Below are 25,289 nucleotides of genomic sequence, written 5' to 3' on the forward strand. Positions count from 1 at the left end.
TCTAGGCTACTGTGCCGCGCCGGGAAAGCCCCGGGGCCTTCGCGGTCACGACGCTGTGCTGGTAGAAGCCCCAGCCGAAAACGATCGTGCCGAGCAGCAGCACCGCGCGGGCGAGCACAATCGCCGCGATCGTGATCGACGGATCCAGCCCTCCGGAGACGAAGGTCGCGACCATCACGACCTCGTACGCGCCCACGCCGTTGGGCGTGACGATGATCATGCTCGCGACGGTCGCCACGCCGTAGGCGACGAACACGAGCGCCGGATCCGGGTACACGCCGAACGACGCGAGCGCGATCCAGAAGAGCGCCGCATCGCACGCATTGACGACGAACGACCACAGGAACGGCGTGACGAGCGTGCGGGGCTGCGCGATGATCTCGCGCACCTCAAGGTGCAGGCCGTCGACGAAGCGGACGAGCGTCACCGCCTCGAGCGTCTTGCGGATCCGGAGCACGCGCATGCCCCAGCGCGCGACGCGAAGCACCACGCCCGCCGCGCGGTGCAGCAGGCGCCGGCGCCCGAAGATCCACACGCCGAGCGTGACGCCGACGAGGGCGAGAACGCCGATTCCGGCGGCCGCCCACAGCACGCTCGTGCTCCCCCCTCCGGAGATCAGGAGGTGGATGCCCGCGACCGCGAGCATGATGCTGAACGAGAGGAAGGTCACGCCGAACTTCGCCAGCTGCGCGATCGTGCCGCGGCTGGCCGCGATGCCGAGCGTCGAGAGCTTCCACGACGTGTAGGCGATGCCCGCGGCGCCGCCCGAGGGCAGCATATGGTTCGCGAAGTTGAACTCGAGCGACATGCGCATGGCCGTCAGCGGGTGCATGCCGCGCAGCTCGCCGCGCGCGCGGAGGAACGAGAACAGCGACTCCCCCGTCGCGGCGTAGCTCGCGAGTTGCACCGGGAGCAGCAGCGCGAAGATCCATAGGTTGACCTGCGACAGGCTGTGCCACGCGTCTACGACGTTGGGCCACGCCTGCCAGATAATCACGGCGACGAGAACGGCCGTGATGATGCTGATCCAGGTCTTAAACGACGGCCATTTCATACGTCGCTCTCGATCCACCGCGAGCGGCGGCCGAAGCGGTGCCGAGCGAGGGTGATGCCGTCGGTGCGGTAGTAGCGCGCCAGCTTCTCGCGGTCGATCGAGCGGAAGAGCTTCGCGCGCACCCCGATGCGCGGGTCGAAGCGCAGGCGGTGTCCGGTACGGAGGAGCGCGATCGTCACGTCGACGTCGTCGCTCACCAGTTCGTCATCCGCGGCGACGAGGGTGCGGGCCCGCTCCCAGGCCTCCCGGCGCATCGCCGAGTTGAAGCCGTAGAGCATGGGCCGCACGCCGATGGCGCGCTCGTGCCAGAAACGGAAGCCGCGATACCACCAGCCGAACCAGCAGAGCTGGCCGGGCGAGAGCTCCGCGATGCCGGCGCCGCCGCCGATCGCGTCGAGATCCGAGCTGTCGAACGCACACCGCAACCGGCGGATCCAATCGGGGGTGACGAGCGAGTCGGCGTCGATGCGCGCGATCACGTCGCCGCGCGCCGCGTCGAAGCCGGCCGTGCGGGCGAAGGTCACGCCCGCGCGCGGCTCGGAGATCACGCGCACGCCCGCGAAACTCGAGGCGACCGCCACGGTGCCGTCGGTCGAGGCGTTATCGACCACGATGATCTCGTCGGCGGGGTCGCTCTGCGCCGCGAGCGCGGCGAGGCAGCGACGGATGATATGCGCCTCGTTGAAGGCGGGGATGACGACCGTGATCGTCGGCCGGGAATCGGCGCGCGCAGGAAGCGTGTGGGCCACCTCCCCAGCAAACACGTTCACGGTAAACGACGCAAGATCGGATCCGGCGTGCCCGGAAACGGCTGAAGGCGGGCACCCCATCGGGGCACCCGCCTTCAGCGGAGAACGTGCTTACGCAGCCTTCGGCGCGTTGACGTCGGCGGGCAGAGCGCCCTTCGCGACCTCAATCAGCGTCGCGAACGTCGCGGGCTCGTTGACCGCGAGCTCGGCGAGCATACGACGGTCGACCGTCACGCCGGCCAGGTTCAGGCCCTGGATGAAGCGGTTGTAGGTCAGGCCGTTGGCGCGGGCGCCAGCGTTGATGCGCTGGATCCACAGGCGGCGGAAGTCGCCCTTGCGCTTGCGGCGGTCGCGGTACGCGTAGACCAGCGAGTGAGTGACCTGCTCCTTAGCCTTGCGGTAAAGGCGCGAACGCTGACCACGGTAACCCGAGGCGCGGTCGAGGATTGTGCGACGCTTCTTGTGGGCGTTTACTGCCCGCTTTACTCGTGCCATGAGTGTGTTTCCTTAAAAGTTCGAGATGTCGAGTCGCTCAGCGACCGAGCAGCTTCTTGACGGTCTTCATGTCGTTGCCCGAGACCAGCTGGTCCTGGTTCAGACGACGCGTGCGACGGCTCGACTTGACCTCGAGGTTGTGGCGCATGCCCGACTGCTGCTTCTTGATCTTGCCGCTGCCGGTGATCTTGAAGCGCTTCTTGGCGCCCGAGTGGGTCTTCTGCTTCGGCATTGTTCTTTCCTTGACGTGTGCGCCCTCCGGGGGCGACATGGGTGCTACCCGTCCGTCGGACGGGAAGTGATTCAGTTACCGACTATTCGGCGACAGGTTCCTTGCTCGCGCTCTTCGCGTCGCGAGCTGCCTGCTTGGTCGCCGCACGCTGAGCGTTCTGCTCAGCCTTGGCTTCCGACTTGTTCTTCACCGGCGCGATGATCATCACCATGTTGCGACCGTCGATCTTGGGGCGCGACTCAACCGAGCCGAGCTCCGCGACCTCTTCGGCGAACTTCATCAGCAGGCGGACGCCCATCTCGGGGCGCTGCTGCTCGCGGCCGCGGAACAGGATCATTGCCTTGACCTTGTCTCCGGCCTTGAGGAAGCCCTCAGCACGCTTGCGCTTGGTGTCGTAGTCGTGCTGGTCGATCTTCAAGCGGAAGCGAACCTCCTTGAGAACCGTGTTGGCCTGGTTGCGACGTGCTTCCTTGGCCTTCTGTGCGGTCTCGTACTTGAACTTTCCGTAGTCCATGATCTTGGCTACGGGAGGACGCGAGTCGGGAGCAACCTCGACGAGGTCGAGGTCCTGCTCCTGGGCGAGGCGAAGTGCAACCTCGCTGCGGACAACACCGATCTGTTCGCCGCCGGGACCGATAAGACGGACCTCAGGCACGCGAATGCGCTCGTTGATGCGGGGATCGCTGATGCGGAACTCCTAATGGTGCGGTAGTCGGTAGCCACCGCGACGCGAGGTACGCGACGCGGGCGGGAGAATCTTCAACATCCGCACGTGTCACGCATGAACAATCGCGTGTCACCACCCTACGAGCGAACCTACGTTCGCCCCAACCCCCTTTTCAGAGGGCGGAGTGTGCTTGACCCGGTAGCCTAGAGCGGCAAGCGCGGGTGGGATGAAAATCCTCTTTCGTCCGAGCCAATGCCCGGAGCCCGACATAGTCTAGCAGAAAGTTATTCATGAGCAACACCTCGTCAGATCACGCCCACTCGTTCGACACCGAGCGTCACGCCAAGTGGGAGGAGCAGGAGCGCGCTTCTGCCGCCGTCGACGCCACCCGCGACATCGCAGACGTCGGCGCCGTCGAGGTCATTGCAACGGCCTGCGTACACCTCATGAGCGCCGCCGCCGTCAAGCTCGGCCTCGGCGAGGGCTCCGACGCCGAGGAGCTCACCGACCTCGACGAGGCGCGCAAGCTCATCAACGCCCTCGCGGGCCTCGTGACCGCCGCGGCCCCCGAGATCAGCGACATGCACGCCCGCCCGATCCGCGACGGCCTGCGCTCGCTCCAGCTGCGCTTCCGCGAGATCTCGACGATCGCCGACCAGCCCGGCAAGGGCCCGGGCGAGAAGTACACCGGCTCGGTCATCTAAGTCGCACGAAGAATGGGGCACGAAGAATGGGGCACCTCGGGTGCCCCATTCTTCTTGTGCTTTCTTCAGCGCAGGGAATGGGGCATCTCGGGTGCCCCATTCTTCTTGTGCTTTCTTCAGCGCAGGGAATGGGGCACCTCGGGTGCCCCATTCTTCTTGTGCCTACTTCAGCGCAGGCTGACCTGCATGCTGTCGACGAGCACCGCGATGCGGTCGTCGGCGGCCCAGCGGCGCGCGAGGCGCCCCAGAACCGTGTCGAGCTCGTCGCGCTCGAGGCCCGTCGTGAGGGTGAGGATGACCGTGAGCTCGGGGCCCTGGAGCCGCGCCGCAGGGTCGCCCGCGGCGAGCTGAATGTCGTGCACCGCGAGCTCGGATCCGATCGACTCGTGGAACGCCGTCGCGACCTCGGGGCTCAGCCACGCGGGCACCCAGCCCTGCTCCTGCGCGATCGCCCACACGGCGGGGCGGCGCACGACGAACTCGGTCGGGCTGGTCGGATCCACGACGACGAGGTCGGTGTCCTCCCCCGCCGCCGCGAGCGCGGCGCGGGTGCCCGCGACTGGGATCGGTCGCGCGAGCGGGTTCCAGGCCTGCATCGTCTCGACACAGGTGAAGGCGGGCAGGACCTTGCGGCCGTCGGGGGCCGCGACCGTCACGATCGACAGCTCCTGCGTCTTGTCGACGGCGAGGCCCGTCGGGCCCACGCCCTCGTCACCCTTCTCGGCCACGAGCGGCACGAGCACGCGCGCGCGCCGGAGCGCGTCGACGACCGCTACCTGGTCGCCCTCCCCCGCGCGGAAGCGGGTGAGCGCGTCCCAGAGCGCGGGATCCGCGGATCCGTCATCGCCGGCCGCGGGGTTGGGCGTAAAGGTACGCCCCTCCCACGCCTGACCGGCGGAGTCGGCGACGTTCCCCGCGAGGTGCGCTGGCAGCTCGCGGGGAACTCCGTCCTGTTCAGAGTGCGGCGACATCCAGGGCCTCGGCGAGCGTGAAGGCGCCCGCGTAGAGAGCCTTTCCGACGATCGCGCCCTCGACACCCAGCGGAACGAGATCGCGCAGCGCGGCGATGTCGTCGAGGCTCGACACGCCACCCGAGGCGACGATCGGCCGGTCGGTGCGCTCGGCCATCTGGCGAAGCAGGTCGAGGTTCGGGCCCTTGAGCGTGCCGTCCTTCGTCACGTCGGTCACGACGTAGCGGGCGCAGCCGGCCTTCTCGAGGCGTGCCAGCACGTCCCAGAGGTCGCCGCCGTCCTGCGTCCAGCCGCGGGCCGAGAGCGTCGTGCCGCGCACGTCGAGGCCCACTGCGACGGCCTCGCCGTAGCGGGCGATGACGGCCTCGGTCCAGTCGGGGTTCTCGAGGGCAGCCGTGCCGAGGTTGACGCGCGTGGCGCCCGACTCGAGTGCGGCCTCGAGCGAAGCGTCGTCACGGATACCACCCGAGATCTCGACGCTCACGCCCTTCATGTGCTTGATGACCTTACGCATCACGGCCGTGTTCTGGCCGCGACCGAAGGCCGCGTCGAGGTCGACCAGGTGGAGCCACTCGGCGCCCTGGTCGCGCCACTGCTCGGCGGCCTCGATGGGGTCACCGTAGCTGGTCTCACTGCCGGCCTCGCCCTGCGTCAGGCGCACGGCCTTGCCGCCGGCGACGTCCACCGCGGGAAGAAGGGTCAGACGGGGTGTCGATGCGAAGTCGTTCATCTCTCCAGTTGTGGCCGCGGGACCCTCCCACGAGGCACACAAGCGATAAGGCTAGACCGGATCGGCGCGGGTGCCAATTCCGGCGGCGCGGTCAGAGGGTGCCGAGCCAGTTGCGAAGCAGCGCGATTCCGGCCTCCCCCGACTTTTCGGGGTGGAACTGCGTCGCCGAGAGCGGGCCGTTCTCGACCGCCGCGATGAAGCGACTGCCGTGGGTCGACCACGTCACCGCGGGCTCGCGGAAGGGCTTGTCGACCTCGAGGGTCCAGTCCTGCGCCGCGAACGAGTGCACGAAGTAGAAGCGCTCGTCTTCGAGGCCCGCGAACAGGCGCGAGCCCTCGCCGACCTCGACGGTGCTCCAGCCCATGTGCGGGACGACGGGCGCCTCGAGCTCGCGCACCGTGCCGCGCCACTCGCCGAGGCCCTCGATGTCATTGCCGCGCTCGACGCCACGCTCGAACATGACCTGCATGCCGACGCAGATGCCCAGCACGGGGCGGCCGCCGGCGAGGCGGCGCTCGATGAGCTCGCCGCCGCGGATGGCGTTCAGCTGCTCCATGACCGCGCCGAACGCGCCGACGCCGGGAACGAGCAGGCCGTCGGCGTCCATGACGGCCTGGCGGTCGCGCGTCAGCGTGACCTCGGCGCCGGCGCTCTCGAGCGCCTTGACGGCCGAGTGGACGTTGCCCGAGCCGTAGTCGAGGACCGCGACTGTCGGCTTATCCGCCATTAGAGGGCACCCTTGGTCGACGGAATCCCGTCGACGAGCGGGTCGAGCGCCTTCGCCTGGCGGAACGCGCGCGCGAAGGCCTTGAACTCGGCCTCGGCGATGTGGTGCGGGTCGCGGCCGGCGATGAGGTTGACGTGGACGGTGAGGCCCGCGTGGAACGTGATCGCCTCGAACGCGTGGCGCACCATCGAGCCCGTGAAGTGGCCGCCGATGAGGTGCATCTCGAAGCCGGCGGGCTCGCCCGTGTGGACGAGGTAGGGGCGGCCGGAGATGTCGACGACCGCCTGAGCGAGCGACTCGTCGAGCGGCACGAGGGCGTCGCCGTAGCGCGAGATGCCGGACTTGTCGCCCAGCGCCTCGCGGATGGCCTGGCCGAGAACGATCGCCGTGTCTTCCACAGTGTGGTGAACGTCGATGTGGGTGTCGCCCGTCGAGACCACGGTGAGGTCGGTCAGCGAGTGCTTCGCGAACGCCGTCAGCATGTGGTCGAAGAACGGGACCGAGGTCGAGATGTTGCTCTTGCCCGTGCCGTCAAGGTTGAGCGAGAGCTCGATCGACGACTCGCTGGTCGAGCGGGTGCGGGACGCGGTGCGCGCAGTGGTCATGACTGTGGTTCCTATTCGTCGCGGAGGCGCGCCAGCGCGTCCAGGAAGGCGGTGGTCTCTTCTTCGGTTCCGGCGGAGACGCGCAGGTGGCCGGGGATGCCGATGTCTCGGATCAGGACGCCCTGATCGCACAGGCGGCGCCACGTCTCGTGCGGGTCGGCGACGCCGCCGAAGAGCACGAAGTTGCTGCCCGACTCGTACGGGTCGTAACCGAGGGCCGCGAGCGTCGCGGAGATGCGGTCGCGCTGCTCGACGATCTCGGCGACCGTGCGCAGCATCGTCTCGCTGTGGCGCAGCGCGGCCGTCGCGGCCGCCTGGGTCACGGCGCTCAGGTGGTACGGCAGGCGAACGAGCCGCAACGCGTCGACCACGGCGGGGTCGGCGGCGAGATAGCCGACGCGGGCACCCGCGAAGGCGAAGGCCTTGCTCATCGTGCGCGAGATAACGAGGCGCTCGCGGCCGGGCAGGAGGGTCAGCGCCGACGGCGTGTCTGCCGACGCGAACTCGTGGTAGGCCTCGTCAACGATCACGATGCCGCGGCTCGCCTCGTAGACGGCCTCGATGACGTCGAGCGACATCGGGGTGCCGGTCGGGTTGTTCGGCGAGCAGAGGAAGATCACGTCGGGATCGGCCTCGCGCACCTGGCGTGCGGCGTCGTCGGGCGTGATCTCGAAGCGCGCGCCGCGCGTTCCGGCGATCCACTCCGACCCCACGCCGCGCGCGAGGAGCGAGTACATCGAGTAGGTCGGGGCGAAGCCGAAGGCGGTGCGGCCGGGGCCTGCGAAGGCCTGGAGGAGGTGCTGCAGCACCTCGTTCGAGCCGTTACCAGCCCAGATCTGCTCGGCCGAGAGGTTGTGGCCGAGGTAGGCGGCGAACGACTCGCGGAGCTCGGTGAACTCGCGGTCGGGGTAACGGTTGAGGCCAGTGATCGCCCGCGCGACCGAATCGGCGATGTCTTCCGCGACATCGGCCGGGATCGGATGGGTGTTCTCGTTGACGTTCAGAGCGATAGGCAGCGGCACCTGGGGCGCGCCATAGGGCTTCTGTCCGCGAAGATCGTCGCGGATGGGCAAATCGTCAAGAGATACGGTCACAGTCCCATGCTACCGACCGCGGAACTCAGTGCCCCGCCGAGTACGCAATCGGGAGGAACAGACGCTGGCCCGTGTCGACGGTCGACGACGACAGGCGGTTGAGGTCAGAGATCTCGTCGACGACGTCGCGGGGGTCTTCCTGGGGCGCGACGTCTTCGGCGATCGACCAGAGGGTGTCGCCCGGCATCACCGTGACCGAATCGAACGCGTCGGCGGACACGCCCTGCTCATTCGAACCGAGGGCGGCGCCCCCGTTGATGATCGCGATCGCCGCGGCCGCCACCAGCGGTGTCGCAGCGAGCATTGCCACGACCCGGCGGCCGCGACGGGTAATACGCAGGCGGGTGCGCGTGGCCTGACCCGAAGGGGTCGAAACCTGGTGCGAAGACGCCGCAGGAGTGATGGTGTTCATCACGCAACCTTCTCTCGTAGTGATGTTCCGAATCTATCTTCGAATCTTCGAACCTGTCAAGAGGCAATTCGAAACTTTTTCCTGTTCAAAAACGACACTCTCGAACAAATCTGTCGAAGATCCGATGACTTCCGGTACCGTTGTTCGAGACGCTGATCACTTCATCAGCAACCACTGACATTCGAAGGAGCGAGCGGATGAGCGCCACGTCCCCGCAGCCGGCAACGAAGAACCGCCGACGCAAGAGCCTCAGCGAGAAACAGCTCGCGATCCTCGAGGTCATCCAGCGATCGATCCAGGTCAACGGCTACCCGCCGAGCATGCGCGAGATCGGCGACGCCGTCGGCCTCAAGTCGCTCTCGAGCGTCACGCACCAGCTCGGCCAGCTCGAGCTGAGCGGCTACCTGCGCCGCGACCCCGGCAAGACTCGCGCGATGGAGGTGCTCGTCGACCTGCCCAGCATGTCGACCGAGAACCCGTCCGACTCCGCCCCGGCCGTGGGCGACGCGGCGATGGTGCCGCTCGTCGGCCGCATCGCGGCGGGTGTGCCGATCACTGCCGAGCAGCAGGTCGAGGAGATCTTCCCCCTGCCCCGCCAGCTCGTCGGTGGCGGGGAGCTCTTCATGCTCAAGGTCGCCGGCGACTCGATGATCGACGCGGCCATCTGCGACGGCGACTGGGTCGTGGTGCGCACGCAGCACACCGCCGAGAACGGCGAGATCGTCGCGGCCATGCTCGACGGTGAGGCGACCGTCAAGACGTTCCGCCAGCGCGACAACCACGTGTGGCTCCTCCCCCGCAACTCGGCGTTCGAGCCGATCCTCGGCGATGAGGCGGTCATTCTCGGCCGCGTCGTCGCCGTCATGCGAGCCGTCTAAGCGACACCCCGTCCCGCGCTCCTGGTGCGCGTGTCGGGGGTCTGGCATAGCGTGGGGGTATGAGCACCAACGACCGCCTCCCCTACGGATCCTGGCCCTCACCGATCGCCCCCGCCGACATGCCGACGGGCTCGCTGCGCCTCGGTCACGCGCAGTACGTCGGCGACGAGGTGTGGTGGGCCGAATCGGTTCCCGCGGAGCGCGGTCGCACCGCGATCATGCGCGGTTCCGGAGAGACCCCGGTCCTCCCTGCCCCGTGGAGCTCGCGGTCGCGGGTGCACGAGTACGGCGGCGGCGCGTGGGTGATGCTCGAGGGCGAGAGCTTCGCCTTCGTCGAGCAGCGCGATCAGCGCGTGTACCGCGCAGTGCCCGGCTCCGAGCCCACCCCGCTCACCCCCGCCGATGCGCGGTTCGCGCACGGAGACCTCGTCTGGGCCGAGGGCGCCCTGTGGGGCGTGCGCGAGACGCACATCGAGGCGCACGGCACGCCGCTGCGCGAGATCGTCCGGATCCCTATCGACGGATCCGCGTCGGACGACGCCGCGGCCGTCACCGTCGTCGTCGCGGGCAGCGACTTCCTCGCCTACCCCGCCCCGCGCGCCGGGCGCATCGCCTGGATCGCGTGGGATCACCCCGACATGCCCTGGGACGCGGCCGAGCTGCGCGTCGGCACGCTCGGTGACGACGGATCCGTAGCCGAGTGGGTGCGGGTCGCCGGCGGCCGCGCCGCCTCGCGCGGGCAGAACGTCTCGGTGCTGCAGCCCGAGTGGCTGAGCGACGACGAGCTGCTGTTCACGCAGGATCCGCCGTCGGCCGCCGCGCGCGCCGATCGCTCGTGGACCTCGCGCTGGAACCTCTTCCGGATCCGCTTCGACGACGGGCTCGCGCACGCGGCCCCCGAGCCCATCCACGCGGTCGACGGCGACACCGGCGGCCCGCTCTGGAGCCTCGGCTCGCGCTGGTACGCCCCGCTCGATGACGGCAACATCGTCGCCGTCATCACCGATGGCCGCTCGCGCCTCATGCTCATCGATCCCGTCTCCGGCGCCGTCGCCGAGCTCGAGACGCCGCTGACGGGCGACGTGCAAATCCACGACGTGCGCGGCCGCCGCGCGCTGCTCACGGGCGCCGGATCCGCGGTGCCGGGCGGGCTGTGGGAGCTCGATGTGTCGGCGCGGTCGCTCCGCGCGCTGCGCGGCGGCGAGGTCGACCTGTCGGCCGGCGTGCACTCGGTCGCCGAGCCGAAGACCTCCGAGGGACCGCTCGGCCCCGTGCACTCGTTCTACTACCCGCCGAAGAACGGCGATCTGCAGGGCCTTGCGGACGAGCTGCCCCCAGTGCTCGTGCTCGTGCACGGCGGGCCGACGGGCCACGTCACCGGCGACCTCTCGCAGAACGCCGCGTTCTTCACGAGCCGCGGCATCGGCGTGCTCGACGTCAACTACGGTGGCTCGTCCGGCTACGGCCGCCCCTACCGCGAGCGCCTCGCGGGCGGCTGGGGCATCGTCGACGTGCAGGACGTCGCGACCGCTGTGCGCGGCCTCGTCGCCGAGGGCCTCGCCGACCCCGAGCGCATCGCCATCAAGGGCGGATCCGCGGGCGGGTGGACGGTGCTGTGCGCCCTCGCCGACACCGACGTGTTCGCGGCGGGCATCAGCCGGTACGGCGTCGCCGACCTGCGCCTGCTGCTCGCCGAGACGCACGACTTCGAGGCGCGCTACCTCGACTCGCTCGTCGGCCCCTACCCCGAGGCCGAGCAGGAGTACATCGACCGCTCGCCGCTCTCCCATCCCGAGAAGCTGCAGACGCCGCTGCTCATCCTGCAGGGCGCCGACGACCCCGTCGTGCCGCCGTCGCAGTCGGAGTCGCTCCGCGACGCCGTCGCCGCCAACGGAGTGCCCCACGCGTACCTGCTCTTCGAGGGCGAGAGCCACGGCTTCCGCCAGGCCGAGACGATTGTGCGATCGTTCGAGAGCGAGCTGTCGTTCCTCGGGCAGGTGCTCGGCTTCGAGACGCCGGGCATCGACGGGCTCGACCTCTCGCGATGATCCGCATCGGCGACGCGCTCGTCGCGTACGCCCTGGCCGGCGCGTCCCCCGCCGACGCCCCGTGGCTCTCGGCGCGCGAGCTCGAGCGCGCCGCGCGCCTCGAGGGCGTCCGCCGCACGCGCTTCGTCGAAGGGCGCCGTATCCTCCGCGAGCTCGTCTCCGCGATCGCCCCGGGCGCGGATCCGGCGATCGAGGCGCGTTGCGAGCGGTGCGGATCCACGGATCACGGGGCACCGCGCGCGACCGCGGCACCCGTCGTCGTGAGCCTCAGCTACAGCGGCGGTCTCGTCGCGGCCGCGGCGGCCCCCTCGGCGGTCGTCGCCGCGCTCGGGATCGATGTCGAGGCCGGACCGCCCGACGAGGTCCTGGGCGACCTCGTCGCCCTCTTCGCGCCCTCGGCCCCGCCGACCCGGCGCCGCTGGACGGCGATCGAGGCCGCCGTGAAGGCCGACGGTCGGGGGCTCAACGTCTCGCCCGAGCGCGTCGCGATCGCAGCCGACCGGGCGGTCGTGCCCGGCCGCGCGGATCCCCTCGAGGTGCGCGACGCGGGCGCGCCCGCGGGCTACACCGCGACGCTCGCGTTCGCGCGTTAGACCTCGACGCCCAGGTCGGTCGCCGGCTTGTTCGGCAGCTTCGTCTTCGGCAGCGACGGGAGCTTCTTCTGCGAGAGCCACGCCTCGAAGAAGTCGCTCAGGTCGCGGCCCGAGATCTCCTCCGCCAGGCGCACGAAGTCGTGCGTCGTCGCGGTCCGGTGGGCGAAGCGCTGCGTCCACTGCCGCATCATCTCGAAGAACGTCTCGTCGCCGAACGTGAGGCGCAGCGAGTGCAGCATGAGCGCGCCGCGCTTGTAGACGCGGTCGTCGAACATCTCGTCGGCGCCCGGATCCACGAGCACGAGATCCTGGTCGCGTGCCGCCAGCCGCTTGTAGTGTGCGAGGGCGAGGGCGTGCGCGGTCTCGCCGCCCGAGGCCTCGGCCCACACCCACTCGGCATAGCAGGCTGGCCCCTCGTTCAGCCAGATGTCGCGCCAGACCGTGAGGCCGACCGAGTTGCCGAACCACTGGTGGGCGAGCTCGTGGGCGACGAGGCGGTCGAAGGTGCCCTTGCCGTCGATGAGGTTCTCGCCGAAGACGGCGCCGCCCTGCATCTCGAGCGGAATCTCGAGCTCGTCGGCCGTCACGACGACCGTGTAGTCGTCGAACGGGTACGGCCCGAACGTCTCCTGGAACACCGCGACCATCTCGCCCAGGCGGCCGAAGTCCTTCCGCACGCGCTGGGCGAGCATCGGCGGATAGTGCAGCTCGCCCGGCACGCCGTCGAGCTCGACACTCTCGCTCGTGTAGCGCCCGATCTGCAACGGCACAAGGTAGGCCGCCGTCGGCTGGTCGAGAGCGAAGGCCCACGCGCGGGTGCCGCCGCGGGGGCGGTTCTCGCGCCGGCTACCCGCGACGACGTCGTAGAGCGTCTCGGTCTGGATCCGGATCGCGTACGTCGCCTTGTCGCGCGGGTGGTCATTGCAGGGGAACCACGTCGAGGCGCCGTTGGGCTGCGAGGCGACGGTCGCGCCGTCCTCCAGCTCCTCCCATCCGAGCGGCCCCCACGGCGAGCGGCGCGGCTTCGGCGAGCCCGCGTAGTCGATCGTGACGACGAACTCGTCGCCCGCCGCGAGCTCCGACGACAGCGTGATTATGAGGCGGTCGCGGCGCTGCGCGAACCGGGCGCGGCGGTCGCCCGCGACCTTGACGCGGCTGACCTTGAGGTTCGAGAGGTCGAAGGCGATCTCCGACGTGGCCTCGAGGGCCGTTCCCGTGATCTCGGCACGCGCCGAGAACCGGTTGTTCGACACCTTGTAGGCAATGTCGAGGTCAACGTGCGTCGTCGAGAAACGGTCGTCGCCGACGCCAGGGGTGTAGTCGTCTGCGCTCGTATGCCGTGCGCGGGACCTCACTCGGCGTCCTCCTGGTATGCGCGGACCTTGACGGCGCGCCACGGCCCGATCGGGTTACCGCTCCAGCGGCTGCCGACGGGAACCGTCTCGCCGCGCATGACGAGCGAGGCGGGCCCGACAGTCGCGTCGGCTCCGATGGTTGCGGCCGGCAGGATCACGCTGTGCGGCCCCAGCGTTGCCCCCTTTTCGAGGACGGCGGTGTCGATGCTCATCACTCGATCATGGAACAAATGCGTCTGAACCACACATCCGCGGTTCACCGTCGCACCGTCGCCGAGGGTCACGAGGTCGGGTTCCGGCAGCCAGTAACTGTCGGTCCAGACGCCTCGACCGATCTTCGCGCCGAGCGAGCGCAGCCACATCGCGAGGGCCGGCGTTCCCGCCGCGGCGTTGGCAAACCAGGGCGCCGCGAGCATCTCGGTGAAGACGTCCGATACCTCGGTGCGCCACACGAAGCTCGACCACAGCGGGTGCTCGCCCGGGCGAATCACGCCGACGAAAACCCACTTCGCGATCGTCGCGATGGCCGCAGCGATCGCGCCGGCGACGATCATGACGACGCCGGAGAGCAGGCACGCGATCAGCACGCCCCAGTTGTCGATCATCGCGGTCAGGGTGCCCATGACGACGAGGCCGAGGGCGCAGGTCACGAAGACCGGAACGATGCGGCACAGCTCCCAAAGCGTGCGCGCCACGCGCAGGCCCTTGCGGGGGCGGTAGGTGCGCTCCATGTCCGACTCGTTGACGACGCGGCGCAGGCGCACGGCCGGCGAGCCGAGCCAACTGGATCCGGACTTTGCCTTGTCGGGCGCGACCGAGAGCACCGCGACGAGTGAGTTCTTCGGAACCGTGTGGCCCGCGGCCGCGAGGCCCGAGTTGCCGAGGAACGCGCGCTTGCCGATGCGGGCCTTCGCGAGGTGCATCCAGCCGCCGTGCAGCTCGTAAGTGGCCACCATCGTGTCGTCGGCGAGGAAGGCGCCGTCGTCGATGCGCGTGAGCGCGGGGATCAGCAGAACGGTCGAGGCCTCGACGTCGTGGCCGACGCGCGCGCCGAGCATGCGCAGCCAGGTGGCTGTGAAGAGGCTTGAGTAGATCGGGAAGAGCAGGGTGCGCGACGAGTCGAGCAGTCGCTCGGTCGTCCACGCCTGCCAGGCGACGCGGCTGCGCACGGGGTACGTGCCGGGCTTCAGGCCGATCGCGAGGAGCCGCACGAGGAGGATGACGCAGAGCGCGAAGACGAGGCCGGCGACGAGCACGGCCGGGACGAGCCAGATGAGCGCGCCCGGGATCGCCTCGCCGAGGTCGCGCGCCCCGCGGATCCCCGCGGCGATCACGAGACCGCCCGCCGAGAAGGCGACGAACGGGAGCAGGCCGAGCACGACCGACGATAGGCCGTACGCCCAGAGCCAGCGCGTCGGCGCGGGCGGGCGGGCGACGTCATCGCGCGCGGCGCCGACGCGAACGGCGGGGGATCCGGCCCAGCGCTGGTTCGCCTTCACGCGACCGAAGATCGCGGATCCGGGGGCTACCTCCGCGCCGCGGCCGATCTTCGCGCCGGGGGCCAGGGTGCTGCGCGCGCCGACGGTCGAGCCAGCGCCGATCTGGATGCCGCCGACGCGCACGGTGTCGCCGTCGATCCAGATGCCGGACAGGTCGACCTCGGGCTCGATCGACGCGCCATCGCCGACCTCGAGGAAGCCGGTCACGGGCGGGAGGGTGTGCAGGTCGACGTCGCGGCCGATCGTCGCCCCGAGGGCGCGGGCGTAGTACGAGACCCAGGGTGCGCCGACGAGGCCGACCGGATCCACCTGGTGCGAGATCTGCTCGGCGAGCCAGATGCGCAAGTGCACACCGCCGCCGCGCGGGTAGTCGCCAGGGCGCACCCCCGCGAGCAGGATCCGGGCCGCGAGCGCCGAAATGCCCATGCGGCCGAACGGGGTCGCGAAGAGCACGAGGCCCGCGATGATCACGCCGACGGGCGCCGAGGGCAGCGCCTCGAAGCCCGGAACGAGGCCGAGGATCCAGCTCGCCGTCAGCAGCCAGGTCATCCAGCGGGCGCCCGTCAGGATGAACAGCGGCACGCCGAGGATCGTCTGCACCCACTGCATGCGGCGCGGCGTCGGGGTCGACGAGTGGTAGTTCGCCTCGCCCGTCGCGTCTTCCTCGTCGCCGATCGCCTCGGCCATCTTGCCGAGGCGGGGCAGGTCGTAGATGTCGGCCATCGTGAACTCGGCCGCGCGGGTTCGGATCCGCGACACGAGCTGCGCCGCGGCGAGGGATCCGCCGCCGAGCTCGAAGAAGTCGGCCTTGTCGTCGTTGGGGCGGATGCCGAGCACCGCGGCCCACTGCTCAGCCAGCCAGGCGGCCGTGCCGGACAGCGACGAGGTCTCGTCATCGGATCCGACGAGCGGCCACGGGAGGGCCGCCTTGTCGACCTTGCCGGAGGTTCGCACCGGGAGGCTCTCCATCACCGCGAGCACCGGGATGAGGGGCGCGGGCAGCGACTCGGAGAGCTCGGCGCGCGCGGCGCCGCGGTCGAAGTTCTCGTCCGCCGGCACGACGTAGCCGACAAGCATCGCCATGCCGCCCTCGGAGTGACGCACCGCGACGGTCGCCGCCGTCACGGACGAGAGGTTCTGCAGGGCCGCCTCGACCTCGCCGAGCTCGATGCGGCGGCCGCCGATCTTCACCTGGTCGTCGGCACGGCCCTGGAAGACGAGGCCCGCCTCCTCGAGCCGCACGAGGTCGCCCGAGCGGTACGCGCGGTCCCAGCCGAGCGACGGCATGGGGGCGTACTTCTCGGCATCCTTCGCCGGATCCAGGTATCGGGCAAGGCCGACGCCACCGATGATCAGCTCGCCGGACTCGCCCTCGGCGACCCGGTTGCCGTCGGTATCGACGACCGCGAGCTCCCAGCCGTCGAGGGGCAGGCCGATGCGGATCGGCGTCGTGCCGTCCATCTTCGCGGCACACGCGACGACCGTCGCCTCGGTCGGGCCGTAGGTGTTCCAGACCTCGCGCTCGGAGCTGATGAGGCGGTTCGACAGCTCGGGCGGCAACGCCTCGCCGCCGAAGATCAGCAGGCGAAGGTTCTCGATGGCGTCCTCGGGCCAGAGGGCCGCGAGGGTCGGAACCGTCGACACGACCGTGATGCCGTGGCCCACGAGCCACGGGCCGAGGTCCTCGCCCGAGCGCACGAGCGCGCGCGGCGCCGGCACGAGGCAGGCCGAGTGCGCCCACGCGAGCCACATCTCCTCGCACGACGCGTCGAACGCGACCGAGAGGCCGGCGAGCACGCGGTCGCCGGGGCCGAGCGGGGCGTCCTGCAGGAACAGGCGCGCCTCCGCGTCGACGAACGCGGCCGCAGAGCGGTGCGAGACGGCGACGCCCTTCGGCACACCCGTGGATCCGGAGGTGAAGATGATCCACGCGTCGTCGGTCGGGGTCGGCTCGTCGGGGACGTCCGACGGCGCGTCGTCCGAGAACAGGTCGCCGGCGACGGCGTCGCCCTGCGGCACGAAGATTCCGCCGTCGCGGACGATGCCGCGCACGTGCGCCTCGCCGAAGACGAGGTCGGCGCGCTCCTGCGGGTCATCGGCGTCGACCGGCACGTACGCCGCGCCCGCGGCCATGATGCCGAGGATCACGATGTACAGCTCGCGGTCGCCGGACGGCATGCGCACGCCCACCTTGTCACCGCGGCGGACGCCGAGCGCCGTCAGGCGCCCGGCCGTCTGCTCGACGAGCGAGAGGAGCTCTTCGTAGCTCAGCGCGCCCCGCTCATCCTCCAGCGCCGAGGCCGATGGGTGGGCCGTGGCCGACTCCCGAATGACGTCGAAGAGGGTGCGGGGTTCGGGCGTCGCGTGCGAACGATCGAACGTGTCTTGCATCGTGGGCTCTGTCCTCAATTGCTGGTGAGGCGGCCCCTCGGCCGCTGGCCGCATACCTTAGCCGACCTCGGGTAACCGTGGGGAAACTCCCCGGTCAGGCGGCGAAGGCCTCGAGTTCGGCGGCAAGTCGCGCGTTGACGCGGACGCGCACGAACGTGCCCTCGGCCTCGTGGCGCTGCTCGAGGAACTGGCCCTCCTCGTGGATATGCGAGATCAGGTCGCCGCGGCTGTACGGCACGAGCGCCGAGACCTCGACGTCGGGCAGCGGAAGCGCGTCCTCGACGATGCTGCGAAGCTCGGCGATGCCCTCGCCCGTGCGGCTCGACACGAAGACGGCCTTCGGCGCCAGGCCCGCCAGGACGAGGCGGTCGTCGTCGGAGACGAGATCCATCTTGTTGAAGACGACGATCTCGGGGATCGCGCGCGCGTCAACTTCCGCGAGCACGTCGTGGACTGTCTGGATCTGGCTCGCCGGATCCGGGTGGCTGCCGTCGACCACGTGGACGATCAGGTCGGCGCCCGCGACCTCCTCCAGCGTCGAGCGGAACGCCTCGACGAGCTGGTGCGGGAGGTTGCGCACGAAGCCGACGGTGTCGGCCAGCGTGAAGACGCGGCCGTCGGCCGTCTCGGTGCGGCGCACCGTCGAATCCAGCGTCGCGAACAGGGCGTTTTCGACGAGCACGCCCGCGTTCGTGAGGCGGTTCAGGAGGCTCGACTTACCGGCGTTCGTGTAGCCCGCGATCGCGACCGAGGGAACCTTATTGCGGTCGCGCTCGGCGCGCTTGGCCTCGCGGGCCGGCGCGAAACTGCGGATCTGGCGGCGTAGCAGCGCCATGCGGTCGCGGATCCGTCGGCGATCGAGCTCGATCTTCGTCTCACCAGGGCCTCGGGATCCCATACCCGCGCCCGCGGCACCGACCTGGCCACCCGCCTGGCGACTCATCGAGTCACCCCAACCGCGCAGTCGCGGCAGGAGGTACTCGAGCTGGGCGAGCTCGACCTGGGCCTTGCCCTCGCGGGTCTTGGCGTGTTGAGCGAAGATGTCGAGGATCACGGCGGTGCGGTCGATGACCTTCACCTTGATGACGTCCTCGAGCGCGCGGCGCTGGCTGGGCGCGAGCTCGGTGTCGGCGATGACGGTGTCGGCACCGACCGAATCGACGATCTGCTTCAGCTCCTCGGCCTTTCCGCGGCCGATGTAGGTCGCGGGATCCGGGTTCGGGCGGCGCTGGAGCACGCCATCGAGCACGACGGATCCGGCCGTTTCGGCGAGCGCCGCAAGCTCCTGGAGCGAGTTCTCCGCGTCTTCCAGCGTGCCGGCACGGTAGACGCCCACGAGGACGACGTTCTCCATGCGCACCTGGCGGTACTCGACCTCGGTGACGTCTTCGAGCTCGGTCGAAAGACCGACGACGCGGCGGAGCGAGTGGCGATCCTGAAGATCCCACTGCTGGCCGTCGTCGTAGATGGTGTTGCTGTCTTGCAGGGCCTGGGCCGTGCCAAACACGCGCGAGGTGCTGTGCGCTTCGTCTCGGGAAATGATCCGGTCGACGACGTCGTCGGTGCCTGTGGTTTCGGGCAAGTGGTGCCTTTCGTAGGTCTAGCCCTCTATTTTATCTCTTCTGCATCCCAGCCGGCTCCGCTAAACTCGCACCCCATGGCGGATCACTACTTCAGTGCCCAGCCCTCGAGCCCCGAAGAACTCCGACGGATCCGCGTAGCCCTCGCCGGCCGCGAGGTCGACGTCACGACCGCAAGTGGTGTATTCAGCCCCGGTCACCTCGACAAGGGCACCGAGGTTCTTCTGGCGAATTCACCCGACGCACCTCCCGGCGGCGACATCCTTGACATCGGCTGCGGCTGGGGCGCGATCTCCCTCGCCCTCGCGATGCAGTCGCCCCACGCGCGCATCTGGGCGCTCGACGTGAACGAGCGCGCGCTCGACCTCGTGCGCCGCAACGCCGCGGAGCTCGGGCTCGACAACATCCGCGCCGTGACCGCCGACGAGATCCCCGCCGATCTGTCGTTCCGCACGATCCGCTCGAACCCGCCGATCCGCATCGGCAAGCCCGCCCTGCACGAGCTGCTCGAGACTTGGCTCCCCCGCCTCGACGTGGGCGGCGACGCGTACATGGTCGTGCAGAAGAACCTCGGCAGCGATTCGCTGCAGCGGTGGATCGACGACACCTTCCCCGACCTAGCGACGCATCGCCATGCGATCAGCAAGGGGTTCCGCGTGCTGAAGGTGCGGCGGCCGGCCTGAGGGTCGCTCTGGTTTCGTGGGCGGGCGGCGAGGTTCTGACTTTCGGCCGAGATCCGCGGATTTCGCGATAATCGTCAGAATCTCGGCCGATCGTCAGAATCTCACGACGCGAGCGCGGCCCGCGCGTGCGTCACGACCTGCTGTTGCAGTGCGTGCAGAACCGACGAGTCGATGTTCCACTGCTGCCAGAACAGCGGCTCGCGCACGTCGTCGCCACCGATACGGGTGAGCGTGCCCCGGTCGAGCGACGCCTGCGCCTGCGCGGGCGGCAGCATCCCCCACCCCATGCTGAGGCGCACCGCCGCCGCGTAATCCTCCGACGCCGGCACATAGTGCCGGGGCGCGAGCGCCGGATCCGCCCCCAGCGACCGCAGCCAATCGGCCTGCACGTCGTCGGAACGGTCGAACTCGATCGCGGGCGCCGCGGCGAGCGCCTCCCGCGTGATGCCGCGCGGGAACCAGCGCGCTACGAACGCGGGCGTCGCGACCGCGATGTACTCCGTGGATCCGAGGGCCGTCACCGAGCAGCCCGCGATCGGCTGCTTCTGCGAGGTGATCGCCGCGAGGGCGGATCCGGATTCGAGCAGCGAGGCGGTGCGCGCCTCGTCCTCGCGGAGCAGCTCGAAGGTCACGTCGTGATCGTGCGTGACGGCCTCGAGCGCCGGTAGCAGCCAGGTCGCGAGCGAGTCGGCGTTGACGGCGATCGGCACGTGCATGCGCTCCTGACGCTCGAGGCCGAGGGACACCCCCGCCTCGTGACTCACGGCCGCGTACTGCCGCGCGAGGCGCACGATCGTCGCGCCGTCCGGCGTCGTGCGGATGGGGCGCGAGCGGATGATGAGCACCCGTCCCAGCTGTGACTCGAGCGTGCGCAGACGCTGGCTTACGGCCGAGGGCGAGATCCGCAGGCGACGGGCGGCCTGCTCGAAGGATCCCTCGTCGACGATTGTCGCTACCGTCTCGGCGAGCTCCGGCGAAATCCACATAAGCGTTCCTTCACAAGCTTTCGTTCATCCTCATCTGCTTTTGATCATCGCACGTCGACGACAACGATGGAAGCCATGCTCACTGCTCTGCTCGCCGGTATTGGACTGTGCCTTTCGCTCATCGTCGCACCCGGCGCGCAGAACGTTTTCCTCCTCCGCGAGGGCATCAAGCACTCGGCCGATGGCCGCCGCCACGTCATCATCCTGGCCGCGATCTGCCTCGCGAGCGACGTCGTTCTCATCTCCGCTGGCGTCGGCGGATTCGGCGTCGTCATCGAGCAGGTGCCGTGGCTGTTCGACGTCGCGCGGTGGGCCGGCGTCGCCTTCCTGAGCGGTTACGGGCTGCTCGCCGCGATCCGCGTCTTCCGCGGCGGATCCGCGATCGATTCCGGATCCGCGCCCGCGGATCCGTTCGCGGCGCCCATCGGCGGATCCGGATCCGGGACCGCGACGCTCGTCGCGCCCGCCAAGGTGAAGGCGAGCACGGCACTGCTCCCCGCGGCGCTCACCTGCATCGCGATCACCTGGCTCAACCCGCACACCTACCTCGACACGGTGTTGCTTCTCGGCTCCATCTCGACGAACTACGGCGACGCGCGCTGGTTCTTCGCGGTCGGCGCGATCCTCGGCAGCGCGATCTGGTTCGCGTTCCTGACCTTCGCGGCCCGCTACGCCGCGCGCTGGCTGCGCTCGCCGAAGTCGTGGCGCGTGCTCGACGCCGTCATCGCCGTGATGATGTTCGCGCTCGCCGGGGTGCTCGCGTTCGACTGACGCTCGGCGCGCGCGTGCCGAGGTTCTGGCAATCGGTCGAGAATCTGACGATTCTGGCGAAAACGGCTAACCTCGCGCGATCGTCAGAGTCTCGTGATGCGGAACCGCCACCGCGCGTGCCCGTGCGCTCGGCTGATGCGGTGCGACGTCCCACCGCGCGTCGCGTGCCGAGATTCTGACGATCAGTTGAGGATCTGACGATTCTGGGGAAAAGGGCTAATCTCGCGCGATCGTCAGAGTCTCGCGACCGCGCGGGCCGTGTCGCGAGGGTGGGTCAGCGTGCCCACAGGGCCCAAAAGCGGTGATGTTCTCCACAAAAGCCGGTTTTCGCGAGCGGGCGGCCGCCGGATCCGGAATCGTGCTCTGCATTCGAGCACGAAAGGATCATCATGCGGCGGCTCTCTCCCATCCTCGCCGGCAACGGCGGCTGGATCCACTATCAGGCGCTCATCGATCGCGGATGGAGCGCGGGCGAGATACTTCGCGCGCGACGGCGCGAGAAGATCGACCTGCTTCGGCGCAAGTGGGCTATCTTCGCCGATAAGGATCAGGCGCTCCGCGCGGCCGCGCGGCGCGGCGGCTGGGTAACGAGCGTGAGCGCGCTCGCACATTACGGCCTCTGGCTGCCGCCGGCGCTCGCGGCGGATCCGCTCCTCCACGTCGCCGTCGCACCCGATGCGAACGTGCCGATCGATCGGCGGGTGCAGCTGTACCGGATCCGCCCGGTTGTCGAGCGATCGCCGCGGTCGCTCGTCGCTCCGCTACCCAACGTGCTCGGCAACATTGCCAAGCGTCTGCCGTACATCGACGCGTTCGCGGTGTGGGAGTCGGCGGTTGCGCAGAAACTCATCACCTCGGAGGAGCTAGGGCGGATGCCCTGGACGACGAAGACCGGAGCGATGCTCTCGAGGGAGGTCAGCGCGCTATCGGATTCGGGTGTCGAGTCGATGTTCTCGGTGCGGTGCCGGCGTGCGGGGATCCGGATCGTGCAGCAGGTGCCGCTCGCAGGGCGCCCGGTCGACGCCCTCATCGGCACGCACCTTGTGATTCAGATCGACGGATACGAGTTCCACAAGGATGCGCGCCAGCGGCGGAGCGATATCGAGCATGACAGGCAGCTCGCGCTCATGGGATACACGGTGTTTCGCTTCACATACCAGGACATCGTGTACGACTGGCCGCGCGTCGAGCGCCAGATCCGTGCCGCGATCGCGCAGGGGCTCGCGCGCGAGCCGCGCGTGCCGAGATTCTGACGATCGGCTCAGATTCTGACGATTATCGCGAAAACGGCTAATCTCGCGCGATCGTCAGAATCTCGCGGCGCGGGAAGCGCGGGAACGGCGCGGACGCACGCTACGCCAGCGCGACCTCGCCCGTGTAGACCAGGGTGGCGGGGCCGGAGAGACTGACGTGCTCGCCGTCGGATCCGGGGAACATCGTGACGCCGAGGGTGCCGCCGGGCACGTCGACGCGCCACGCGTCGATCGTGCCGCCGGCCCAGGCGCGCACGGCGAGGGCCGCGGCGACGGTTCCGGTTCCGCAGGAGAGGGTCTCCCCCACGCCGCGCTCGAACACGCGCATGCGGATGTGGCCGACGCCGCCCTGCGCCGGGGCGGGAACGACAAACTCGACGTTCGCGCCGTGCGGGGGCTCGGGCGAAATCCGCGGGATGACGGTGAGGTCGAGCGCCTCGAGCTCGGCCTCGCTCGCGAGCGCCACGACCGTGTGGGGGTTGCCGAGGTCAATGTTCATGCCGGGGCGCGGCACGTCGAGGCCGCGGGCGCGGACGAGGGGCTCGCCGCCGTCGGTCGTCCACAAGCCGAGGTCGATGCGGAAACCATCGTCGCTGCGCGTGACGGTCTTGGTGCCCGCGCGCGTGCCGATCGGCAGCGGCGCCTCAATCGAGGCGAGGCCCGAGTCGACGAGGTAGCGGGCGAAGACGCGCACGCCGTTGCCGCACATCTCGGCGATGGATCCGTCGGCGTTGCGGTAGTCCATGAACCACTCGGCGTCGGAGTCGAAGCCGCCGGCGACCGAGCGCACCACGCGCAGGAGCCCGTCGGCGCCGATGCCGAAGTGGCGGTCGCAGAGGGCCGCGACCTGCTCGGGTGAGAGGTCGAGCTGCCCGTCAGGATCCGCGATGATCACGAAGTCGTTGCCGGTGCCGTGGCCTTTTGTGAACGAGATGGGCATGCCCCCGAGTCTACGGCGATGTCATACCAAGGGATGACCCCGCACCACAAAGGATCCACCCGTCCTCCGATGTGCGAGCTATGAATTCTCGCGACGATGGAATCATGATCACAGCAGAGAACCTCACCAAGCGCTTCGGCTCGCACACCGCGGTCGACAACGTGTCGTTCGTCGCTCGCCCCGGCCAGGTGACGGGCTTCCTCGGCCCAAACGGTGCCGGCAAGTCGACGACGATGCGCATGATTATGGGTCTCGATCGCCCCACGAGCGGCAGCACGACCGTCAACGGTAAGCCGTTCGCGTCGCACCGCGACCCCATGACGCAGGCGGGCGCGCTGCTCGACGCGAAGGCCGCCCACCCGGGCCGCCGCGCGGTCGACCACCTCCGCCTCCTGGCCGCAACCAACGGACTCCCCGCGAAGCGCGTCGCCGACGTGCTCGATCTCACGGGCCTCACCGATGTCGCGAACCGCCGCATCGGCGGCTTCTCGCTCGGAATGCACCAGCGCCTCGGCATCGCCGCGACGATGCTCGGCGACCCGCAGGTGCTCATCTTCGACGAGCCGGTCAACGGCCTGGATCCGGAGGGCGTGCACTGGGTGCGCGGTTTCGCCCGCGCGCGCGCCGCGGAGGGCCGCACGGTGTTCATCTCGTCTCACCTCATGAGCGAGATGGCGCAGACGGCCGACCACATCATCGTGCTCGGCAAGGGCCGCGTGCTCGCCGATGCCCCGCTGAACCAGTTCCTCCGCGCCGCGGAGAACCCGAACGTGCGGGTGCGCGTCTCCGACGCGACTGTTCTCGGATCCCTGCTCGCCGCCGACGGCGTCACGATCACGCAGACGGCCGCCGACTCGCTCGAGGTGGCGGGGCTCCCGTCGCACCTCATCGCCCGTGCCGCGGCCCTCGAGGGCCTCGAGTTGCACGAGCTTACCCCGCTCAGCGCCTCGCTCGAAGAGGCCTACCTCGCCCTGACGGACGAGGCCACCGAGTACCGCAGCGCCGTCTGAGTCACGAGGAAGAGAACATGACTACCACCCTCGCCGCGCCCGCGGCACGCACCAACACCCTCTCCGCCCGCACGGGCTTCGCGACCATGATGAAGGCCGAGTGGATCAGCCTCTCGAGCCTGCGCGGCAACATCATCGCCCTCATTATCGGAGTGTTCCTCGTCGTGGCTCCCGCCGCCGGATTCGCTTTCCTGTACGGCAAGGACGTGCAGGGTGCCAGCGGCGACCTCTCGCAGGTGCCGTGGGCGCCGAGCATCGCGAACCTGTCGGGCCAGGGCCTGATGTTCGCGATCGCCGTCGCCGCCCTCGTCGGCGCCGCCGCGATCGCGAAGGAGCACTCGACCGGATCCCTGCGCACGACGCTCACGGCCGCGCCCCGCCGCTTCACCCTGATCGCGGCGAAGGCCACGGTCGTCGCCGTGACGGTGTTCGTCTCGGCGGTCGTCGCGCTGTTGCTCGCGTTCCTCGCGGCCCTCGCGATCGGCTCGATCTTCGGCCTGCCCGTCGGCATCGAGAACGCCTTCTTCGACCTCGTCCTGCCCATCATCGGCGGCGGCATCTTCGCGGCGGCGACGGCGGTCTTCGCCCTCGGCCTCGGCGCCCTGTTGCGCTCGGAGACCTGGGCCGTGACGTTCTCGCTCGTCGTGCTCTACGTGCTGCCGATCATCATCATGACCCTGCCCTGGTCGTGGGCCCACGACGTCTACGACGTGATGCTCTTCAACACGGGCAGCACGATCGCGGGCCCCATCGAGGCGTTCACGGGCGACTACGTCATCGACCTCGTCATCACCCTCGCCTGGGCGGGCGTCGCGTTCTTCGGTGGTGCTGCGGTCATGAACCGCAAGGACGCGTAGATTCG

General features: G+C 69.6%; 25 protein-coding genes. 9 read left to right on the forward strand and 16 right to left on the reverse strand.

Annotated features, from left to right (window positions below; translation table 11 throughout):
- Nucleotide 1: 1 nt before the first annotated feature.
- The 5 genes from DTO57_RS09035 to infC form a co-directional block, all read right to left on the reverse strand.
- Nucleotides 2-1,054: a lysylphosphatidylglycerol synthase transmembrane domain-containing protein gene (locus DTO57_RS09035; RefSeq protein ID WP_114117915.1), complete on the reverse strand. Its 1,053-nt coding sequence runs from the start codon at nt 1,052-1,054 to the stop codon at nt 2-4.
- Entirely contained in the window at nt 1,051-1,803 is a 753-nt protein-coding gene (locus DTO57_RS09040) for a glycosyltransferase family 2 protein (protein ID WP_162785723.1), read from the reverse strand. The genes DTO57_RS09035 and DTO57_RS09040 overlap by 4 nt, the downstream gene beginning before the upstream one ends.
- 111 nt (nt 1,804-1,914) lie before the next feature.
- Nucleotides 1,915-2,298 (reverse strand): 50S ribosomal protein L20, encoded by a 384-nt coding sequence (rplT, locus tag DTO57_RS09045; protein WP_114117917.1) that lies wholly within the window; start codon nt 2,296-2,298, stop codon nt 1,915-1,917.
- A 37-nt stretch (nt 2,299-2,335) separates the two neighbouring features.
- Nucleotides 2,336-2,530 (reverse strand): 50S ribosomal protein L35, encoded by a 195-nt coding sequence (rpmI, locus tag DTO57_RS09050; RefSeq protein WP_114117918.1) that lies wholly within the window; start codon nt 2,528-2,530, stop codon nt 2,336-2,338.
- Between the two features lie 82 nt (nt 2,531-2,612).
- On the reverse strand, nt 2,613-3,218 hold the full coding sequence (infC, locus tag DTO57_RS09055; RefSeq protein WP_114117919.1) for a translation initiation factor IF-3: 606 nt from the start codon (nt 3,216-3,218) through the stop codon (nt 2,613-2,615).
- Between the two features lie 269 nt (nt 3,219-3,487).
- Here infC and DTO57_RS09060 point away from each other — a divergent pair, with 269 nt between their 5' ends.
- Nucleotides 3,488-3,901, forward strand: a complete 414-nt coding sequence (locus DTO57_RS09060; protein ID WP_114117920.1) for a DUF1844 domain-containing protein — start codon at nt 3,488-3,490, stop codon at nt 3,899-3,901.
- A 167-nt stretch (nt 3,902-4,068) separates the two neighbouring features.
- Here the strand turns inward: DTO57_RS09060 and DTO57_RS09065 are convergent, their stop codons facing one another.
- From DTO57_RS09065 to DTO57_RS09090, 6 genes are all read right to left on the reverse strand, one after another.
- Nucleotides 4,069-4,872 (reverse strand): SseB family protein, encoded by an 804-nt coding sequence (locus tag DTO57_RS09065; RefSeq protein ID WP_114117921.1) that lies wholly within the window; start codon nt 4,870-4,872, stop codon nt 4,069-4,071.
- The gene (gene priA / locus DTO57_RS09070) at nt 4,856-5,602 is read right to left on the reverse strand and encodes a bifunctional 1-(5-phosphoribosyl)-5-((5-phosphoribosylamino)methylideneamino)imidazole-4-carboxamide isomerase/phosphoribosylanthranilate isomerase PriA (RefSeq protein ID WP_114117922.1); all 747 of its coding nucleotides are present in this window, start codon (nt 5,600-5,602) and stop codon (nt 4,856-4,858) included. Before priA ends, DTO57_RS09065 begins: the two co-directional genes overlap by 17 nt.
- A 91-nt stretch (nt 5,603-5,693) precedes the next feature.
- Nucleotides 5,694-6,329 carry an imidazole glycerol phosphate synthase subunit HisH gene (gene hisH / locus DTO57_RS09075; RefSeq protein WP_114117923.1) on the reverse strand — a complete coding sequence of 212 codons (636 nt, stop codon included), beginning with the start codon at nt 6,327-6,329 and terminating at the stop codon, nt 5,694-5,696.
- Nucleotides 6,329-6,934, reverse strand: coding sequence for an imidazoleglycerol-phosphate dehydratase HisB (gene hisB / locus DTO57_RS09080; RefSeq protein WP_114117924.1), 606 nt, complete (start codon nt 6,932-6,934; stop codon nt 6,329-6,331). The genes hisH and hisB overlap by 1 nt, the downstream gene beginning before the upstream one ends.
- Nucleotides 6,935-6,945: 11 nt before the next feature.
- Nucleotides 6,946-8,028 (reverse strand): histidinol-phosphate transaminase, encoded by a 1,083-nt coding sequence (locus tag DTO57_RS09085; RefSeq protein ID WP_114117925.1) that lies wholly within the window; start codon nt 8,026-8,028, stop codon nt 6,946-6,948.
- Nucleotides 8,029-8,053: 25 nt separating this feature from the next.
- Complete coding sequence (locus DTO57_RS09090; RefSeq protein WP_114117926.1) at nt 8,054-8,440, reverse strand: LysM peptidoglycan-binding domain-containing protein; 387 nt, start codon at nt 8,438-8,440, stop codon at nt 8,054-8,056.
- 197 nt (nt 8,441-8,637) lie between these two features.
- Between DTO57_RS09090 and lexA the strand changes: the two genes are divergently transcribed.
- From lexA to DTO57_RS09105, 3 genes are read left to right on the forward strand one after another with little or no spacing between them, the layout of a single operon-like run.
- Entirely contained in the window at nt 8,638-9,318 is a 681-nt protein-coding gene (gene lexA / locus DTO57_RS09095) for a transcriptional repressor LexA (RefSeq protein ID WP_114117927.1), read from the forward strand.
- A gap of 59 nt (nt 9,319-9,377) precedes the next feature.
- A complete protein-coding gene (locus tag DTO57_RS09100; RefSeq protein WP_114117928.1) occupies nt 9,378-11,366 on the forward strand; it encodes an alpha/beta hydrolase family protein in 1,989 nt (662 codons plus the stop codon).
- Nucleotides 11,363-11,959, forward strand: coding sequence for a 4'-phosphopantetheinyl transferase family protein (locus DTO57_RS09105; protein WP_114117929.1), 597 nt, complete (start codon nt 11,363-11,365; stop codon nt 11,957-11,959). The genes DTO57_RS09100 and DTO57_RS09105 overlap by 4 nt, the downstream gene beginning before the upstream one ends.
- Here the strand turns inward: DTO57_RS09105 and DTO57_RS09110 are convergent.
- The 3 genes from DTO57_RS09110 to hflX all read right to left on the reverse strand — a co-directional run bounded on the left by DTO57_RS09110 (nt 11,956) and on the right by hflX (nt 18,786).
- On the reverse strand, nt 11,956-13,314 hold the full coding sequence (locus DTO57_RS09110) for a M1 family metallopeptidase (protein ID WP_114117930.1): 1,359 nt from the start codon (nt 13,312-13,314) through the stop codon (nt 11,956-11,958). The genes DTO57_RS09105 and DTO57_RS09110 overlap by 4 nt on opposite strands.
- Nucleotides 13,311-17,204, reverse strand: coding sequence for a Pls/PosA family non-ribosomal peptide synthetase (locus DTO57_RS09115; protein ID WP_114117931.1), 3,894 nt, complete (start codon nt 17,202-17,204; stop codon nt 13,311-13,313). Before DTO57_RS09115 ends, DTO57_RS09110 begins: the two co-directional genes overlap by 4 nt.
- A 94-nt stretch (nt 17,205-17,298) precedes the next feature.
- Nucleotides 17,299-18,786, reverse strand: coding sequence for a GTPase HflX (hflX, locus tag DTO57_RS09120; protein WP_114117932.1), 1,488 nt, complete (start codon nt 18,784-18,786; stop codon nt 17,299-17,301).
- Between the two features lie 75 nt (nt 18,787-18,861).
- On the opposite strand from hflX, the gene DTO57_RS09125 reads away from it, so the two are divergent.
- Complete coding sequence (locus DTO57_RS09125) at nt 18,862-19,467, forward strand: class I SAM-dependent methyltransferase (protein WP_114117933.1); 606 nt, start codon at nt 18,862-18,864, stop codon at nt 19,465-19,467.
- Between the two features lie 101 nt (nt 19,468-19,568).
- Here the strand turns inward: DTO57_RS09125 and DTO57_RS09130 are convergent, their stop codons facing one another.
- Nucleotides 19,569-20,453 carry a LysR family transcriptional regulator ArgP gene (locus DTO57_RS09130; RefSeq protein WP_114117934.1) on the reverse strand — a complete coding sequence of 295 codons (885 nt, stop codon included), beginning with the start codon at nt 20,451-20,453 and terminating at the stop codon, nt 19,569-19,571.
- A 75-nt stretch (nt 20,454-20,528) separates the two neighbouring features.
- Between DTO57_RS09130 and DTO57_RS09135 the strand changes: the two genes are divergently transcribed.
- Together DTO57_RS09135 and DTO57_RS09140 are read left to right on the forward strand one after the other, a co-directional pair.
- Nucleotides 20,529-21,224, forward strand: coding sequence for a LysE/ArgO family amino acid transporter (locus tag DTO57_RS09135; protein WP_114117935.1), 696 nt, complete (start codon nt 20,529-20,531; stop codon nt 21,222-21,224).
- A gap of 389 nt (nt 21,225-21,613) precedes the next feature.
- Nucleotides 21,614-22,477: an endonuclease domain-containing protein gene (locus DTO57_RS09140; RefSeq protein WP_114117936.1), complete on the forward strand. Its 864-nt coding sequence runs from the start codon at nt 21,614-21,616 to the stop codon at nt 22,475-22,477.
- A 100-nt stretch (nt 22,478-22,577) separates the two neighbouring features.
- Here DTO57_RS09140 and dapF read toward each other — a convergent pair whose 3' ends face one another.
- A complete protein-coding gene (gene dapF / locus DTO57_RS09145; RefSeq protein WP_114117937.1) occupies nt 22,578-23,417 on the reverse strand; it encodes a diaminopimelate epimerase in 840 nt (279 codons plus the stop codon).
- Nucleotides 23,418-23,521: 104 nt separating this feature from the next.
- Here dapF and DTO57_RS09150 point away from each other — a divergent pair, with 104 nt between their 5' ends.
- Entirely contained in the window at nt 23,522-24,427 is a 906-nt protein-coding gene (locus DTO57_RS09150) for an ABC transporter ATP-binding protein (protein WP_114118348.1), read from the forward strand.
- Between the two features lie 17 nt (nt 24,428-24,444).
- A complete protein-coding gene (locus tag DTO57_RS09155) occupies nt 24,445-25,284 on the forward strand; it encodes an ABC transporter permease (protein ID WP_114117938.1) in 840 nt (279 codons plus the stop codon).
- The last annotated feature ends 5 nt before the right edge of the window (nt 25,285-25,289 follow it).

It is taken from the genome of Microbacterium sorbitolivorans (assembly GCF_003327285.1).
Classification (GTDB): domain Bacteria; phylum Actinomycetota; class Actinomycetes; order Actinomycetales; family Microbacteriaceae; genus Microbacterium; species Microbacterium sorbitolivorans.